Annotated in this window: 12 protein-coding genes; 8 read left to right on the forward strand and 4 right to left on the reverse strand. The window is 47.6% G+C overall.

What is annotated here, in order from left to right:
• The first annotated feature begins 561 nt into the window (after window positions 1–561).
• Window positions 562–1,449, forward strand: a complete 888-nt coding sequence (locus QUA36_RS10540; protein ID WP_333450818.1) for an isoaspartyl peptidase/L-asparaginase family protein — start codon at window positions 562–564, stop codon at window positions 1,447–1,449.
• Window positions 1,450–1,591: 142 nt separating this feature from the next.
• Complete coding sequence (locus QUA36_RS10545) at window positions 1,592–2,920, forward strand: carbamoylphosphate synthase large subunit (protein WP_333457274.1); 1,329 nt, start codon at window positions 1,592–1,594, stop codon at window positions 2,918–2,920.
• Between the two features lie 176 nt (window positions 2,921–3,096).
• On the opposite strand, the gene QUA36_RS10550 is transcribed toward QUA36_RS10545, so the two are convergent.
• From QUA36_RS10550 to hisD, 3 genes are all read right to left on the reverse strand, one after another.
• The gene (locus QUA36_RS10550) at window positions 3,097–5,139 is read right to left on the reverse strand and encodes an ATP-binding protein (RefSeq protein ID WP_333457276.1); all 2,043 of its coding nucleotides are present in this window, start codon (window positions 5,137–5,139) and stop codon (window positions 3,097–3,099) included.
• Between the two features lie 364 nt (window positions 5,140–5,503).
• Complete coding sequence (locus tag QUA36_RS10555; protein WP_333165199.1) at window positions 5,504–5,932, reverse strand: universal stress protein; 429 nt, start codon at window positions 5,930–5,932, stop codon at window positions 5,504–5,506.
• Between the two features lie 341 nt (window positions 5,933–6,273).
• Complete coding sequence (gene hisD, locus QUA36_RS10560) at window positions 6,274–7,587, reverse strand: histidinol dehydrogenase (RefSeq protein ID WP_333450824.1); 1,314 nt, start codon at window positions 7,585–7,587, stop codon at window positions 6,274–6,276.
• An 887-nt stretch (window positions 7,588–8,474) separates the two neighbouring features.
• Here hisD and rpsT point away from each other — a divergent pair.
• The 3 genes from rpsT to QUA36_RS10575 all read left to right on the forward strand — a co-directional run bounded on the left by rpsT (window position 8,475) and on the right by QUA36_RS10575 (window position 9,930).
• Window positions 8,475–8,774 (forward strand): 30S ribosomal protein S20, encoded by a 300-nt coding sequence (gene rpsT / locus QUA36_RS10565; RefSeq protein WP_006632886.1) that lies wholly within the window; start codon window positions 8,475–8,477, stop codon window positions 8,772–8,774.
• Window positions 8,775–8,999: 225 nt separating this feature from the next.
• Window positions 9,000–9,779 carry a TatD family hydrolase gene (locus QUA36_RS10570; protein WP_333450826.1) on the forward strand — a complete coding sequence of 260 codons (780 nt, stop codon included), beginning with the start codon at window positions 9,000–9,002 and terminating at the stop codon, window positions 9,777–9,779.
• Entirely contained in the window at window positions 9,748–9,930 is a 183-nt protein-coding gene (locus QUA36_RS10575; protein WP_333457278.1) for a hypothetical protein, read from the forward strand. The genes QUA36_RS10570 and QUA36_RS10575 overlap by 32 nt, the downstream gene beginning before the upstream one ends.
• A 205-nt stretch (window positions 9,931–10,135) precedes the next feature.
• Here QUA36_RS10575 and QUA36_RS10580 read toward each other — a convergent pair whose 3' ends face one another.
• Window positions 10,136–10,279, reverse strand: a complete 144-nt coding sequence (locus tag QUA36_RS10580) for a hypothetical protein (protein ID WP_333457280.1) — start codon at window positions 10,277–10,279, stop codon at window positions 10,136–10,138.
• Window positions 10,280–10,381: 102 nt separating this feature from the next.
• Here QUA36_RS10580 and rpoB point away from each other — a divergent pair, with 102 nt between their 5' ends.
• From rpoB to QUA36_RS10595, 3 genes are all read left to right on the forward strand, one after another.
• Entirely contained in the window at window positions 10,382–13,768 is a 3,387-nt protein-coding gene (gene rpoB / locus QUA36_RS10585; RefSeq protein ID WP_333165192.1) for a DNA-directed RNA polymerase subunit beta, read from the forward strand.
• A 148-nt stretch (window positions 13,769–13,916) separates the two neighbouring features.
• Window positions 13,917–15,008: an HNH endonuclease gene (locus tag QUA36_RS10590; RefSeq protein WP_333457282.1), complete on the forward strand. Its 1,092-nt coding sequence runs from the start codon at window positions 13,917–13,919 to the stop codon at window positions 15,006–15,008.
• An 84-nt stretch (window positions 15,009–15,092) separates the two neighbouring features.
• On the forward strand, window positions 15,093–16,967 hold the full coding sequence (locus tag QUA36_RS10595) for a DNA-directed RNA polymerase subunit gamma (RefSeq protein ID WP_333142354.1): 1,875 nt from the start codon (window positions 15,093–15,095) through the stop codon (window positions 16,965–16,967).
• Window positions 16,968–17,168 lie beyond the last annotated feature (201 nt).

Raw genomic sequence — 17,168 nt, forward strand, 5'->3', positions numbered from 1 at the left:
GCGGTTTCAAAAAAAAATTGCAACTTTTGTTGACAGTAAAAGTAGCGATTTTTGCCCAGCAATAACAGTACCGCCGAATTAGCGATCGCACGGGAGTACCGCTGCTACGGCTGAATTTGGGTCAAACGGCTAGTTTGTTGTCGCTGCGAGGGTTTTTGGCGGGTAAGCAGGCTCAGACTGATGTGAAGCCCGATCGCACTTATTTTCTCTCAAAGTCTCATTCTTCATGTTTACTGATTTTGTCTGTTAAGGTGTAGTGCATCGCCTTAAATTTTACCCCCTCTTTACTCCCTACATCTTTCAATTTCCCTAACTAACTCGATGCCAAATTACCTCACACTATTGACATAACTTTGGTCACATCTCTATTAATGATTCGTAAATAGCTAGGTCTTAAGGAACACAAAGCTCGACAAAAATAATTATCTCTGAAGATAGAAGAACCCAAAATTAAACACTGCTAATCTATAACACTATGAGGGAGAAAAAACTACTTAAAAATTGATTGATATAAGGAATTTTTAAGTAGAGCTTAAGATAAAAAAAAGGAAATTTATGGTAATGAGTATTATTGTTCATGGTGGAGCAAAAACCATCACAGAAGACAAGGTTGCAGCCAACAATGCAGGCTGTACCGCAGCAGCAGAAGCGGGTTGGGCAGTGCTCGCAAGCGGGGGTTCCGCAGCAGAAGCAGTTGAGGCAGCTATCCGGGTTCTCGAAGCTGACCAGACATTTAACGCAGGCTTTGGATCGGTTCTCAACAACCAGGGAGAGGTAGAGCTAGACGCAGCGATGATGGAAGGCAGTTCCTTAGCTTGGGGAGCGATCGCAAATGTTCAAGGCGTGTGCCATCCCATCTCCGTGGCGCGAAAGATTATGGATAAAAAACCCATGTTCTTAGTAGCGGATCATGCAGAACATTTTGCAGCAGAAAGTGGAGCCGAGATGTGTACAAAAGAAGACTTAATCGCAGATGAGCAAGAGGAAGAGTGGAAGGAGGAAAAAGAAGTTATTGACCGCCCCAATACCGTTGGTTGTGTAGCTTTGGATAGTAGTGGCACTTTAGTTGCCGGTACCTCAACAGGCGGGACTATGAATAAGCCCGCCGGTCGCGTCGGCGACAGCGCCATTATTGGCTCAGGCTTGTTTGCTGAAAATGAACAGGGCGCTTGCTCGACCACAGGCGATGGCGAGTCCATTATGCCAGTAGTTCTAGCTAAGAGGGCGATCGACATTCTAGCCTCCGGCAAGCACCCAGACGAAGCAGCGAAGATGGCAATTGAGACTCTGGCATCTAAGGTGGCAGGAGAAGCTGGGTGCGTCATCATAGACCCTCAAGGGCGGGTTGGCTGGGCGCATAATTCAACGGACATGGCTTGTGCTTATAGAACCTCAGAAATGGACAAGGTGGCTGTGTTCACTAAGAAAAAACAACTCGTCCATCGTTGAAATTATTGAGGTTGCATTCTCTCTAGTTGGAGAGAGTTAAAATTCCGCAACTAATATCTTATTTCCTAGGTATTAAGTAGCTGGACATCAATAAACTTTTTTTCAATTTGTAGGGCGGGCATTGCCCACCCTACGTTTAATTATGTCGAGCTATTTAGTGGCCGGGAAAACAGTTGAATTCAAACTCGACTTGGATGTTTCTATGAACTCAACCTACGACTTTCCTTACTTTCAAGGCAATTCTCTTTCCGATTTGTTTGCTCCCGATATCACAGATGCACGTTATGCGTTAATTTTAAATTACCCTGCAACTGCTAGTTGGGCTGCTTATCCCAACAGAAAAAAATACTTTATTCAAGACGGCAGCAGTGAAGCCACCAAAACTTCTTTCGACAAGATTGGCCAGAAGGAACCTTGGAAAAATCTGGCTGTGTTAGGCGATGCCATCCCAGGCATTGTGATTAATCAGCCACCGAACTCGCTGATTGACTATTGGCGGGAGCATTTGGGCTTCAGCAACAGCAGTATGGAGATGATAGACTGCTCAACTTATCTCGAAGATCTCAGCAGGAGCGATCGCTTTGACAAACTCCTCAGTCTATTTCCCTTCGACAATCTCAAACCAGAAAAACACGCCGTCCATCCCGACATCCACTACCACTTGCTCAGCAAAGCAACGCTAGCAGAATTAGGCGTGCAATGTCCGAAATACCAAACCTACAATCTGCACGAAGTCAATCTCGAAAGCATTCAGTTGCCAGAGCAATTCCCCTACTTGATTAAAACATCCCACGGACTTTCTGGAGAAGGCACTTATATTATCAAAAGCGCCAGCGATCTGAACTACTGCTTGCAGGAAGTGAGGAAATATCTCGATATTAAGTTGCTGGATACGATTATTGTCTCGGAATTCGTCAAGAATGAAGTGCAGAACTATTGCGTGCAGTTTTATGTAAGCAAAACGGGAAATATCACGCTTATCGGCACTACCAGCCAACTTGTCACTCCAGAGGGCAGTTATTTAGGCGGACTAATTCACTACCGCGAAACCGACATGAGTAGGTTTTTTGAGATGATTGCCGCTATTGGTAAATATGCTCACCAACAGGGTTATTTCGGCGTTATAGGCTTCGACGTGCTGGAAGACTCACAGGGACAGTTGTATGCCATTGATGCCAATTTCCGAGTTAATGGCTCGACTCCGCTTTGCTTACAGCGCCATACCTTACTGGGGCGGGGAAAGGAGGTGGCTAAATATTCGAGTGACTGGCGAATGGATGGGACTTTGGAATCGATTCTTGTCACCCTGAAACCAGAACTCGATCGCAAGGACTTGATAATCTTGTCAGCTTTAGAGAAGGTTAAATACGGGAAAATCTACACGGAAATTTACGGGATAGTTGCGGGTGAGGATATGAAGGAAATGCAGCATATCGAGCAGGATTTGCACAGTAAGGGATTGCAGCAATAGGGTTAATATTTACTCTACCGATTGCAGCGGTTGTGCGGTTTCCCCCCTCATCTCGCGCGGTTCGGTGATATCGGGAAACGGGCCCTCAAAAATCAAAATTGAAGGTTCCACAGCTTTGAAGTGACCCGATTCATGGGGTCCGGCAAAATAATGCCACAGTTCGCGAATATCCTCAACTAAATAACACTTTGATTTAGGGGAATTTCGATCCAAAACTCTGTTCCTTCTCCGGGTTCTGATGTACACCACAGTTTCCCTTTATGCTTTTTGATCACAATTTGATAACTAATAGACATCCCCATTCCCGTACCTTTTCCTATGGGTTTGGTTGTAAAAAATGGGTCAAATAGCCTTTTTTTGACTTCCTCTGTGATGCCACACCCATTATCAGCAATACAAATTCTGACCAATTCTGAGTTATACAGACTCGTACTAATCCGAATTATCTTTTTCTCCACCCGATCTCGCTCATCTAAAGCATCCAGAGCATTTGTCAGAATATTCATAAATACCTGGTTAAGTTGTCCTGCATAACATTCGATCGGCGGCAGATTACCGTACTCTTTGATCACTTCAATCTCTGGATGTGTGTGTCTGGGCTTGAGACGATTTTGCAGAATCATCAGGGTGCTTTCAATGCCTTCATGGATATCGACAGCTTTGAACTCTGCTTCGTCCAATCGAGAAAAATTCCGTAGAGATTTAACAATATCGCGGATACGTTCAGAACCTACTTTCATAGACTTGAGCAGTTTTGATAAGTCTTCGCTCAAAAATTCGATCTCAATATCTTCCGACTTGGCTTGAATCTCCGATACCGGCTGGGGATAATACTTTTGATAAAGCTGTACTAGCTCTAGTAAATCTTGGGTATATTGGCTAAGATAAGATAAATTACCGTGAATAAAATTCGCGGGATTATTCACTTCATGGGCAATCCCGGCTACCAGTTGCCCCAGAGATGACATTTTCTCACTTTGGATGAGTTGGGCTTGAGTCTCCCGTAGTTCTTGAGTGCGTTCTTCTACTTTTTGTTCAAGGGTTTGGTAAGAGTTCTTTAATTCGTGACTCATTTGATTAAAAGATACTGATAAACTTACCAATTCCTCTACGAGAGTGTCGGGAACATTTTGCTCGAAATTTCCACTGGCGATCGCCTGACTGGCTTGACTCAATCGCCGAATAGGTTTAGCTATCCATTGTGAAGTGATAATTGCTAATCCTGTTGCGATTACCAGTGATAACATACAGAGGATAATCGTCGTATTTCTATTATAATTTATTTGCTCCATAAAATCAGATTCAGGCACGACGACTACAATTAGCCAATCCAGACCTCTACCATCATTCAGCGGTAGCAACTGAACAAACTGGCGTTCACTGTTGAGGGTAAATTCTAACTGTTCTGATTTATGAATTTGGTCAAAGTTACCAAAATATTTCTGCAAATATTTAGCTGTCTCCCGCACAAATGGTTCGCTACTTTCCACGGCGTCAATCATCTTCTGAGCTTTACCTTGTCCTTTGATTAGTGGCTCTTTTGTTGAACTAGAAATCATTGAACCCGATCGCTCCATCACAAAAGCCTTACCTGTTTTACCAATAGACAAACTTCCCAGAAATTCTCTTAAATTTTCTGAGAGGACAACAAGAGTGGCACAGACACCCACAAGTTTACCTTCTGAGTCATAGACAGGTTCGCTGGCAGTAATTGCAGGCTTACCATTGTTGACAATATTCACAAAAATATTGCTCCAAGTAGGCTTCCCTGCTTTCACAGCAGAAAGATACCAGGGGCGTTGGCGAGGATCGTAAGAAGAGTTTACCTGTTCTAGGAATTTTTGCCGATCGCCCCAATTATCCATTTCATAAAAATAAAAATGATAGTTTGTTTCTTGATTACTCGCAGTCATCGCGATTTTTGACTCTCGACGAGTCGCACCTAGATAATATCCTTGAGCATCGCCACAATAGGATGAAAAAACAAAAGGGGAGATTTGCACTTGGGTTAAAAATTGCTTAGCGTTGCGGCCATTCACCATGTCCATGTGGCCCTGTGCAAAAGCGACTGAATTCACACGATTGATATCATGAGGTTTGTTGATATATTGCTTGAGTTCTCCTTCAATGCGTGCTATTAACTCCTGACGAAGTTGAGCCGCCACATCGTTAACCGCTTTTTGTCCATTGCGTAAGGAAAGCCAACCTGTTAAGCTCACTGCTGTAAAGATTTGTAGAACAAATGGAACAACAAGAACACCGCGCAGAGGAATTTTTAGATACTTCGCAGTTGGAGGCATAGATGATAATGCTTAGCCATTGGTTCGAGTCTATCATAATATCAATTCATCAAATGAGCCTGAAGCGGAGCTACCCAGAGCGTGAATCGCCCTTTTTGTAGCCCCGTTAATCTACGGTTAAAAGTGATCGCTTACTGGAAGTTTTTTATTTGTTCGTTGGTCGGTTAATTGACAAAAAGCATATATTTGATACGTCGTTAATTTTTACATTCAACTAACAAATGATATTAATAGCTATCTTGGTTTATGTAAATGCAATAGTCGATCGCATTTACCAGCCTACTTACTTCGCCCGCACCACCAACACCGAACAAGGAGCCTCAGCCACAACCTCAGCACTCACCGATCCCTCCAAAATCCGCTTTAAACCAGTCAAACCCCGACAGCCGATCGCAATTAAATCCGCCTTATAAATATTAGCCAAGCGGACAATTTCTTCTGCCGGTTGTCCCGAAACAATCTCCAATTCGCTCTCGCAAGACAACTTTTCCTGATAAGATTGCAGCAACTTCTCCACCTCTCGGTAAGCAATCTCATTTCCTTGAGCGTGAGGTCGATCGACAACCGCGTCAAAATCCGACGTACCAGAACTCACAACATGAACTAAAATCACCTTTGCCGTCGGTTCTAGCTGAAATTGTCCTACAACTTGCAATACCTGAGTTGCTAACTCTGAATTGTCGATCGCTACCAAAACAGTATTCAATACCATGCACCTTTAAATTTCAGATATTTAGACTTTAATTTTTTCGATGATTCTCGCCTAATGTCCACAATTTCGCGCTCCCCATCAACATCATTATTACCTACCCAGAAACCCGGTTTCTTAACATAATTGCGTCATTTCAGCAAGATACTTGAAGAAACCCGGTTTCTTAACCCCAGAGTGCGTCAGTAGATAGCTGGAAATAAACTTTGCCGCTTGTCACAGAAAGTAAAGCTAGGAATAATCGCCAGCGAATTGTTTCGTTTCACTGGCTTTTGACTAATTATGTATTTTGCCGCTCATCAACTTAAATCTCGATCGCCAATCTCAAATCTCAAATCTACCATCTAAAACTCACCCTTTCCCTCATTTTCAGTCCGCAGGCGCACTGAATCAGCGTGAGAAGGAAGCCCCTCAGCTTCGGCTAACACATTAATCGCCCTACCCACCTTTTTAAGTGCTGCAGGCGAATATTGAATCAAACTCGAGTGCTTCATAAAAGTCTCGACACCCAGGGGCGACGCATAGCGAGGAGCTCCAGAAGTCGGCAAAGTGTGATTCGGGCCCGCCAAATAATCGCCCACAGCTTCCGGCGTCGAACAGCCCAAGAAAATCGCCCCAGCGTGGCGAATTTGCTCCAGCAAAGCCCAAGGATCTGCAACTTGCAATTCCAAGTGTTCCGGGGCAAACTCGTTAGAGAGTTCCGCCGCCGCCTTGAGCGAGTCAACTACTACGACTAAACCATAGTTGGCGATCGCCTTTTCTGTTAAAGTTCGGCGTGGGTGATTTGCCAACTGTCTGTCTACCTCAGCCACCACCTTCCTAGCCAGCACCGAATCCGCCGTCAGCAAAATTGCCGACGCCATCGAATCGTGCTCAGCTTGAGCCAACATATCCGCAGCCACGTGTACAGGATTCGCTGAGCCGTCTGCTATGATCAGTACCTCGGACGGGCCAGCCAGAGAATCGATCCCCACAGTCCCGTAAACCAGTTTTTTAGCCAGGGTGACGTAAATATTCCCCGGCCCAGTAATTAAATCCACCTTCGGAATAGTTTCCGTACCGTAGGCTAAAGCTGCGATCGCCTGCGCCCCGCCTACCCGATAAATCTCATCAACTCCCGCTTCCTGAGCCGCTACCAGCACCGCAGGATTCATTTTCTTCTCCTGTCCGGGGGGAGTACACATCACCAGTCTCGGCACCTTTGCGACCTTCGCTGGCACCGCATTCATGATCACCGAGCTTGGATAGGACGCCTGACCGCCAGGAATGTAGATTCCCGCTCGATCGACCGGGGTGTAGCGTTTGCCCAAAACAATCTCGTCATCACCAAACTGCACCCAAGACTTGGGTACGCGCTGTCGGTGAAACGCCTCTACCTGTTTGCAAGCCAACCGGATGGCATTTAATAATTCTTTCGACACCTGCTGGTAAGCAGCATCCAATTCGGCGCCTGTCACCCGTAAATCTTCCACATTTAGGGTCATGCGGTCAAATTCAGCAGTGTAGTGCAGCACAGCCTGATCGCCTCTGCGCCTTACAGCTTGCAGCACCTCCCGCACGGTGGCTTCTTTGTGAACGACAAGTTCGTCATGGGTGCGATCGCAGATCCGTCGCAGTTCAGCTTGTGCCTCAACCCACTGAGTAATGATTCGCAGCATGGAGATTAGGAATGCCGTCTATAACTTCACTAACATTTGCTTGACAATTGGGGATTTTTCTGGGGTTCTCCTAGAGAAGTAAGCCACCACCAGTCCACAAGCTTAAACCGCGAGAGTCGCGGCATTTTCCAAGGCTTCAGTGCAGCGTTTAAATCTCTGTCGAGGATTTTGCAACACTGAGGACAAGTCACAACCTTCTCTCTAGGAATTGCCCGCCAGAGAACCAGGTGCGGAGGGAGAGGGTTGGAACGCAGAGGGGGAGAGTGTCCGACCCCGATAATATCCGAGAGGGAGAGTGTTCGAGCGGGAGAATTTTGGTTCTGCCTTCTAGTTTCTACCTTCTGATCCGGCTGTCTTCTACCTTCTACCTTCAGCTTTTTACCTTCTACCTTCGGTAAGTGCTTCTTGCCGAAGCTCAAATAACCCGTATTCTTTGTTATAGCTTAACTTGGATTTTTCAGAGAATGGGATTTTAAGCAGAATAGGTGCTATATTAGTTTTTCCAACACCTGATAATTTTTTTATAAAAAAACGCCAAATTATTGTATACTTGAAAATTGCGCGCAAGAAACCGTGACTTTAACTCGTGACGGTGGGAACACCGCAAAACGCCTCTGTAACACCCGTGTCATACCTTTGGGTATTGTCAGGGGTAAAAAACAGGCAGTTAAATGAGTCAATAAAAAATTATTGCGCGGGCGTCGCCAAAAAGTAGCCACAGACTCAGCTCAATCTGAGCGAAGGGAGAGTGGCTGTCTCACTCCGCCATTAAAAATCAAGCTTTTTGTGGATCGATCCCGAAAAGGTTGTCCTTCAAAATCCCCGTGTCTTGGGACTGTCTTGAGACTAGGGTGTATCAATGAATACCTACTTCCAGCAACAGAACTATGGCAAATATTAAGTCCGCCGTCAAACGAGTCAAAATCGCCGAACGTAACCGCTTGTACAACAAATCTTACAAGTCAGCGGTCAAAACTTTGATGAAGAAGTATTTCGCTGCCGTAGACAAGTACGCCGCAGCTCCGAGCCCGGAATTAATGCAAGAAGTCCAGCAGCGAATGTCTGAGGCATACAGCAAAATTGACAAAGCTGTCAAAAAAGGTGTACTCCACCGCAACAACGGCGCTCGCAAAAAGTCCCGCTTGGCAAGAACCCTCAAGCCGCACGAAGTATCGGTAGCATCTTAAGGAAGCAGAAAGTTCGGCAACGAAGCAGTGTACAAGATTGAAGGGATGGATGTTGAGGGAAGAAGTCAAGCGTGAAGCAGTCAAGCGTGAAGAAGGAAGAAGGAAGAAAGAAGACGGAAGATTTTTCCCACACACTCTCTGCCCCTCCCACTCCCAGACTCTCTCACTCCCCCCTCGCCCTATCTCACCAGGACTCTCCCGTATCACCTCTCATCTGCTTCCCCCATGCAGCTCATCGACACTCACGTTCATATCAACTTTGAGACCTACAAATCTGAGTTAGAAGCCATTCGAGAACGCTGGCGCGAAGCTGGTGTAGTTCGGCTGGTTCATTCTTGTGTAGAGCCAGAAGAGTTTGCCGGCATTCAAGCAATCGCCAACCAGTTTCCAGAAGTCTCGTTTGCGGTTGGACTCCACCCCCTAGATGCCGACAAGTGGAAAGACGAGACTGCGAGCCAGATTAGGGAATTAGCAAGTTCGGACTCTAGGGTAGTGGCGATCGGCGAAACCGGACTGGACTTTTATAAAGCTGACGATCGAGAACACCAGTTTAAAGTGTTTCAGGCACAGCTTGAAATCGCCCAGGAACTTGACAAACCAGTCATTATCCACTGTCGCGACGCCGCCGCCCCAATGGCCGAAATGCTGAGGAACTTTTGGCAAACACGCGGACCCGTGCGCGGGGTCATGCACTGCTGGGGAGGCACACCCGAAGAAACACAGTGGTTTTTAGACCTAGGTTTCTACATCAGTTTTAGCGGAACAGTCACCTTTAAAAAAGCATTGCAAATACAAGAATCAGCTTGTATGGTAAATAGCGATCGCATCCTAGTCGAGACAGATTGCCCTTTTCTAGCCCCCGTACCCCAGCGGGGAAAACGCAACGAACCAGCCTACGTCTACTACGTAGCCGAGCAAGTTGCTAAATTGAGAGGAGTTTCTCTCTTAACTTTGTCCCAGCAGACAACCGAAAATGCCTGTCAGCTATTCGGCTTTTCTGTTTAGTTATAGCAGAACAGAGAAACGAGGAAAACAAGTTGATTTAGGAGCCAGCGATCAGGACAATCCCATTTCTATCCTGCCCGAAAAACCGGATTCATCCTTTATTGGAGATTCTTTTGGCGTTGCCGGTTGCGATCGGATTTGCGTCCTATAATAAAAAGAACCGACCGATCGAGCGTTGGCTTAGTATCCGATCCTGCGATGTCGCCCAGGAACTGCCAACACAACGCGAGTACGCTAACCTTCGGGTTCGGTCAAAACTTCACGCAATACCTCAAACTTACACACTCAAACTTACACATCAGAAGAAACTTGGAACCTCAGCAATTTGGCAATAGCTGTCAAGTCAATTTTAGGAGTCAAAAGTGTAGGGAATTAACCCCGCAATACCACGAGATCAGAGCTAAAAGCATCTCGATCGAAACAAAAATCCGCACAAAAATACTGCGAGCCACCAGCAATAATAACCGTTGCAGCAGTTGGCAGGCGATCGAAAACATCATATAAATTCTCTCACACAATCAATCAAAAAAACGCAACAAGGTAAAAAAGCCCAGCCTTGGCGCCATGTAAAAAGCTAGAGCCACTGCGGAAAAAGGACCCCCATGACCACTAAAGATTACACAGAATTCGCCTTCACCTTGCCCGATTTGATCGAAATCCAGCGGGCAAGTTTTCGCTGGTTTCTAGAAGCCGGGCTGATCGAAGAACTCGACAGCTTCTCCCCGATTACAGACTACACGGGTAAGCTGGAACTCCACTTCATGGGCAAAGACTTCAAACTCAAGCGCCCGAAATACGACGTGGACGAAGCCAAGCGCAGGGACAGCACTTACTCGGTGCAAATGTACGTACCCACCCGCCTGATTAACAAAGAAACCGGGGAAATCAAAGAACAAGAAGTCTTCATCGGCGATTTGCCCTTGATGACCGAGCGCGGCACATTCATCATCAACGGCGCGGAACGGGTCATCGTCAACCAAATCGTGCGTTCCCCAGGTGTCTACTACAAATCCGAAACCGACAAAAACGGTCGCCGTTCGTATAACGCCTCGCTGATCCCCAACCGCGGCGCGTGGCTGAAATTTGAGACAGACAAAAACGATTTAGTCTGGGTCAGAATCGACAAAACCCGCAAACTATCGGCTCAGGTGCTGCTCAAAGCCCTCGGACTCACAGACGGCGAAATCTACGACTCCCTGCGGCACCCGGAATACTTCCAAAAGACGATCGAGAAAGAAGGACAATTCGGCGAAGAAGAAGCTTTGATGGAGCTCTACCGCAAACTCCGTCCCGGTGAACCCCCCACCGTGGCGGGCGGCGAACAGCTCCTCAACTCGCGCTTTTTCGACCCCAAACGCTACGATTTGGGCAGAGTCGGCCGCTACAAACTCAACAAAAAATTGCGCTTGACAGTCCCCGATACGATGCGGGTACTGACATCCCAAGATATCTTGACGGCGATCGACTATTTAATTAACCTCGAATTCGACATCGGCTCCACCGACGACATCGACCACTTAGGCAACCGTCGCGTCCGCAGTGTCGGAGAACTGCTGCAAAACCAAGTGCGCGTCGGACTTAACCGCTTAGAACGGATCATCCGCGAAAGAATGACCGTCTCGGATGCCGACTCCCTCAGCCCCGCTTCTCTGGTCAACCCCAAACCGCTGGTAGCAGCAATCAAGGAATTCTTCGGTTCCTCCCAGCTATCGCAGTTCATGGATCAAACCAACCCTCTCGCAGAACTGACTCACAAACGTCGGCTTTCCGCCTTGGGCCCTGGAGGTCTGACTCGCGAACGCGCCGGGTTTGCAGTACGGGACATTCACCCGTCCCACTACGGCCGGATTTGCCCGATCGAAACACCAGAAGGCCCCAACGCCGGTCTGATCGGTTCCTTGGCAACTCACGCCCGCGTCAACCCCTACGGCTTCATCGAAACTCCTTTTTATCCAGTAGAAAAAGGACGGGTGCTGCGCGACAAAGCCCCTGTTTACATGACAGCCGACGAAGAAGACGATTTGCGCGTGGCCCCTGGAGACATCAGCCTCGACGAAGACAACAACCTCTTGGGCGAAACCGTAGCCGTCCGCTACCGCCAAGAATTTACTACCACCACGCCGATGCAGGTGGACTACATGGCGATTTCGCCCGTGCAAATCGTCTCCGTAGCGACATCGCTGATTCCGTTCTTGGAACACGACGACGCCAACCGAGCTCTGATGGGATCGAATATGCAGCGGCAAGCTGTGCCGCTACTGAAACCAGAACGGCCCCTAGTTGGTACGGGCTTGGAAGCTCAGGCGGCGCGAGATTCCGGGATGGTTGTGGTTTCCCGGATCGACGGCGAGGTGATTTACATCGACGCTACCCGGATTATTGTCAAGCCCCTGGCTGTAGATGCGGAATCGAATTCCAGCGAAGAACATTTCCTGATTAAGGAATACGACGATCTCAAAGTCAAACAGCCCTCGGTTTGGAAGCAAAAATATGCTGGCTGCATCGAACACGAACTGCAAAAATATCAGCGTTCTAACCAGGATACTTGCTTAAATCAGCGTCCTTTGATTTATGAGGGCGATCGAGTCGTAGCAGGTCAAGTGCTCGCCGACGGTTCTTCCACCGAAGGGGCAGAACTCGCTCTGGGTCACAATATCCTCGTAGCTTATATGCCCTGGGAAGGCTACAACTACGAAGACGCCATGCTAATTAGCGAGCGCTTGGTGTACGAAGATGTCTACACTTCGATCCACATTGAAAAATACGAAATCGAAGCCCGCCAAACCAAACTCGGCCCCGAAGAAATCACCCGCGAAATACCTAACGTCGGCGAAGACGCGCTGCGCCAGCTAGACGAACAGGGCATTATCCGCAAAGGTGCCTGGGTAGAAGCCAGCGACATCCTAGTTGGCAAAGTCACCCCCAAAGGCGAATCCGACCAACCGCCGGAAGAAAAACTGCTGAGGGCAATCTTCGGTGAAAAAGCCCGCGACGTGCGCGACAATTCCCTCCGCGTCCCTAACGGCGAAAAAGGCCGTGTGGTGGACGTGCGGGTGTTTACCCGCGAACAGGGCGACGAACTGCCCCCCGGCGCCAACATGGTCGTCCGCGTCTACGTAGCTCAAAAACGCAAGATTCAAGTCGGCGATAAAATGGCCGGCCGGCACGGAAATAAGGGTATTGTGTCCCGGATTCTGCCGATGGAGGATATGCCTTATTTGCCCGACGGGACTCCGGTTGACATAGTGCTCAATCCCTTGGGCGTACCGTCGCGGATGAACGTGGGTCAGATTTTTGAATGCTTGCTGGGATGGGCGGGCGAAAATCTGTCGATGCGGTTTAAAATGGTGCCTTTTGATGAAATGCACGGCGCTGAAAAGTCTCGCGAAACCGTACACGGCAAGCTACAGGAGGCACGCGAAAAAACCGGCAAGCCTTGGGTGTTTAATGAAAAGCACCCCGGCAAGACTATTGTCTACGATGGCCGAACTGGGGAACCGTTCGATCGCCCGATCACAGTCGGCATCGCCTATATGCTGAAGCTGGTTCACTTAGTAGATGATAAGATCCACGCCCGTAGCACAGGCCCTTACTCGCTGGTAACGCAGCAGCCTTTGGGTGGCAAAGCGCAGCAGGGGGGTCAGCGATTCGGAGAAATGGAAGTCTGGGCTTTGGAAGCGTTCGGCGCAGCTTATACTTTGCAAGAGTTGCTGACTGTGAAGTCGGACGATATGCAGGGGCGGAATGAAGCGCTGAATGCGATCGTTAAAGGCAAAGCTATTCCGCGCCCCGGTACGCCGGAATCTTTCAAGGTACTGATGCGGGAGTTGCAGTCTTTGTGCTTGGATATTGCTGTGCACAAGGTGAATACGTCCGACGAGGGCAGCGAGCACGTTGAGGTGGATTTGATGGCAGATGCTGGGGGCAAGCGATCGCCCTCCCGGCCTACTTACGAATCCCTTTCTCGTGACGAACTGGACGAGGATTAGGCATTAAAGATTTTAGATTAAAGATTAAAGATTTTTTGACAGCATTCAATTCTTTAATCTTTAATCCGCAATCTCAAATTAAAATGCCTCAGCAGTGGTACGAACACTGCTGAGGCGAATCAACGCTCTTAAGAGGAGAGACGCTGACATGACTATTGTAACAGTTGGCCCGGGAATAGAAGGAGAATTTGACCTGAAGACTGGCTGTATTAATTGGCAAGGGAGTAAGCTCAAAAATGGTTACGGGCGCAAGTGGATCGAGGGCAAAACGGTATTAGTCCACCGATTAGTGCTCGAATCAAAGATACCAGGATTTCTAGATTCCGGTTATTTTGCTTGCCACACCTGCGACAATCCAAGCTGCATTAACCCAGCACATCTCGTACCTGGAACTGCGGCTGAGAATACAGCGCAAATGATGGGGCGCGTTCGCAAAACTCCCCGACGCAAAAGTATTCCCGGTATTGGTAAACTATCGATCGAACAACTGCGGGAAATTCAGCGTAAATATTTAGCTGGAACCATCAAAAGCCACCTAATAAAAGAGTATGGCGTACAGTATGACACTATTACTAAGATACTTCAGGCAAAAATCCCCCATAACTTCACTACAGTTCCCCCCGGTTTTGTAGGAGAAATTCAAGACAGCGGCTGCATAATTTTTCAAGGTGCAAAGGATGGTCAAGGTGGTTATGGCAGGTACTTTAAAAATGGGAAATCCCAATCAGTTACTCGTGCTGTTTTAGCAGAGAAATTAGGATGTGAAGTTCCCACTTCGATGGATGCTTGTCATACCTGCGATACTCCCAGTTGTATTAATCCAGAACACCTTTGGGGTGGAACGCGCACTCAAAATTTATTAGATGCTTCTAAGAAAGGACGCACTCAAGGCAAAAGTCATCCCCTTTCTAATGCCAAATTAGACTGGGAAAAGGTGCGAAAAATTAGGCAAAAACTAGCAGCAGGAGAGAGAGTGAAGGATGTAGCTCAAGAATACAGTGTTGGTCGCAAAACCATACACGATATTAAGTATCACGTCACTTGGAAGGAAGCAGGCGAAGAGGTTCCAGTTCCTCGCATGGGCGGATATCTCGATCGCAAATTGACTTTCGAGCAAGCTCTTGAGATACGAAAAAGAATTAGAGGTAGAGAATCAATCTCTAAAATCGCTGATGACTTTGGAGTATCGTCAAGTGTCATCTCTGATATTAAAAATCATGTCACATATAGAGGAGTATAACATTGATTTAAGCCGTGAAACAAGCAACCAAAAAAGATAAACAACCACAAATAATCGACTGTAAATTATTAATTGGAGTCAAGAATGGCTAAAATAGAACAACGCTTTGATTACGTCAAGATTGGGTTAGCTTCACCAGAAAGAATTCGGCAGTGGGGAGAGAGAACTTTACCCAACGGTCAGATTACTGGAGAGGTGACAAAACCGGAAACCATAAATTATCGCACGTTAAAACCTGAAATGGATGGCTTGTTTTGCGAGCGCATTTTTGGGCCTGCAAAAGATTGGGAATGTCATTGTGGCAAGTACAAACGAGTTCGCCATAGAGGCATTGTTTGCGAAAGATGCGGTGTTGAAGTAACTGAATCTCGCGTCCGCCGTCACCGGATGGGCTTTATCAAATTAGCGGCTCCCGTAGCTCACGTTTGGTATCTCAAAGGCATCCCTAGTTACATGGCAATTCTGTTAGATATGCCGCTGCGAGATGTCGAACAAATCGTGTATTTTAATGCCTACGTTGTCCTCAATGCAGGTAATGCAGAAAAGCTGCAATACAAGCAATTGCTCACGGAAGATGCTTGGCTGGAAATAGAAGACGAACTTTACAGCGAAGATTCCACGCTGACGGGCGTAGAAGTAGGCATAGGTGCTGAAGCTTTGCAAGTTTTGCTGCAAAATATTCCGCTAGAAAGTGAAGCGGAAAAGTTGCGGGAAGATATTGCTAATGCTAAAGGTCAAAAACGGGCAAAGTTAATTAAACGCTTGCGGGTTATTGACAATTTCATCGCTACGGGTTCTCAACCCGATTGGATGGTGCTCAATGTGATTCCGGTGATTCCCCCCGACTTGCGGCCGATGGTGCAGCTAGACGGCGGGCGTTTTGCAACGAGCGACCTCAACGACCTTTACCGGAGAGTAATCAACCGCAACAACCGCTTGGCGAGACTGCAAGAAATTCTGGCGCCGGAGATTATCATCCGCAACGAAAAGCGGATGCTGCAAGAAGCTGTGGATGCGCTGATTGACAACGGTCGCCGGGGCCGGACAGTTGTGGGGGCAAACAACCGCCCGCTGAAGTCGCTGTCGGACATCATTGAAGGGAAACAAGGTCGCTTCCGGCAAAACTTGCTGGGGAAACGGGTTGACTACTCTGGGCGTTCGGTGATTGTGGTGGGGCCGAAACTGAAAATTCATCAGTGCGGTTTGCCGAGGGAAATGGCGATCGAACTTTTCCAGCCTTTCGTCATCCACCGCTTGATCCGCCAAGGATTGGTCAACAACATCAAAGCTGCCAAAAAACTGATCCAGCGCAACGATCCCAGCGTTTGGGACGTGCTTCAGGAGGTGATTGAAGGACACCCGGTAATGCTAAACCGGGCGCCGACCCTCCACCGTTTGGGGATTCAAGCCTTTGAGCCGATTTTGGTGGACGGGAGGGCAATTCAGCTTCACCCGCTAGTCTGTCCGGCTTTTAACGCTGACTTTGACGGCGACCAAATGGCCGTGCACGTGCCTTTGTCTTTGGAATCTCAGGCGGAAGCGCGCTTGCTGATGCTGGCTTCTAACAACATTATGTCGCCGGCAACCGGAAGACCGATCGTTACTCCTTCTCAAGATATGGTTCTCGGTTGCTATTACTTGACAGCCGAAAATCCTGACGCTCAAAAAGGAGCAGGTCACTATTTCTCCAACCTCACCGACGCGGTTGTAGCTTATGAACAAGGGGTGGTTGACTTGCACTCTTATGTGTGGGTGAGGTTTCAAGGTGCTATAGAAAACACTGAACCTGAAGGAGAACCGCTGAAGGTGGAACGTTCTACGGACGGTATAGTGACAAAGGAATACAAGTTCCGCCGGGTTCGGGAAGATGGGGAGGGGAAGGTGATCAATCAGTTCATTCGCACTACTCCGGGTAGGATTATCTATCACCAAACGATCGAATCGGTGATTAATAATTAGGAGGTAATGCGTAGGAGGTAAGGGGTAAGGGGTAAAGGGTAATAACTGACAAGTAATCGCTAACAAATAGTGATTGAAACTAGAAAAATTACACGTTACTACTTACTAATTACCAATCAATACGGTTCAGTTAAGGAAAATTGTGGCGAAATGTTGGGTGGGGTGAAATGTTGGGTTTCGTTCCTCAACCCAACCTACGCA

The organism is Microcoleus sp. Pol10D4, from assembly GCF_036701555.1.
Taxonomy (GTDB): domain Bacteria; phylum Cyanobacteriota; class Cyanobacteriia; order Cyanobacteriales; family Microcoleaceae; genus Microcoleus.

Bases quoted from the DNA above. Each gene is read 5' to 3' on its own strand.
- QUA36_RS10575 (WP_333457278.1), top strand. From the start codon at position 9,748: ATGCCTGTCAGCTATTCGGCTTTTCTGTTTAGTTATAGCAGAACAGAG.
- QUA36_RS10580 (WP_333457280.1), bottom strand. From the start codon at position 10,279: ATGATGTTTTCGATCGCCTGCCAACTGCTGCAACGGTTATTATTGCTG.
- hisD (WP_333450824.1), bottom strand. From the start codon at position 7,587: ATGCTGCGAATCATTACTCAGTGGGTTGAGGCACAAGCTGAACTGCGA.
- rpoB (WP_333165192.1), top strand. From the start codon at position 10,382: ATGACCACTAAAGATTACACAGAATTCGCCTTCACCTTGCCCGATTTG.
- QUA36_RS10555 (WP_333165199.1), bottom strand. From the start codon at position 5,932: ATGGTATTGAATACTGTTTTGGTAGCGATCGACAATTCAGAGTTAGCA.
- QUA36_RS10595 (WP_333142354.1), top strand. From the start codon at position 15,093: ATGGCTAAAATAGAACAACGCTTTGATTACGTCAAGATTGGGTTAGCT.
- QUA36_RS10540 (WP_333450818.1), top strand. From the start codon at position 562: ATGAGTATTATTGTTCATGGTGGAGCAAAAACCATCACAGAAGACAAG.
- rpsT (WP_006632886.1), top strand. From the start codon at position 8,475: ATGGCAAATATTAAGTCCGCCGTCAAACGAGTCAAAATCGCCGAACGT.
- QUA36_RS10545 (WP_333457274.1), top strand. From the start codon at position 1,592: ATGTCGAGCTATTTAGTGGCCGGGAAAACAGTTGAATTCAAACTCGAC.
- QUA36_RS10590 (WP_333457282.1), top strand. From the start codon at position 13,917: ATGACTATTGTAACAGTTGGCCCGGGAATAGAAGGAGAATTTGACCTG.
- QUA36_RS10570 (WP_333450826.1), top strand. From the start codon at position 9,000: ATGCAGCTCATCGACACTCACGTTCATATCAACTTTGAGACCTACAAA.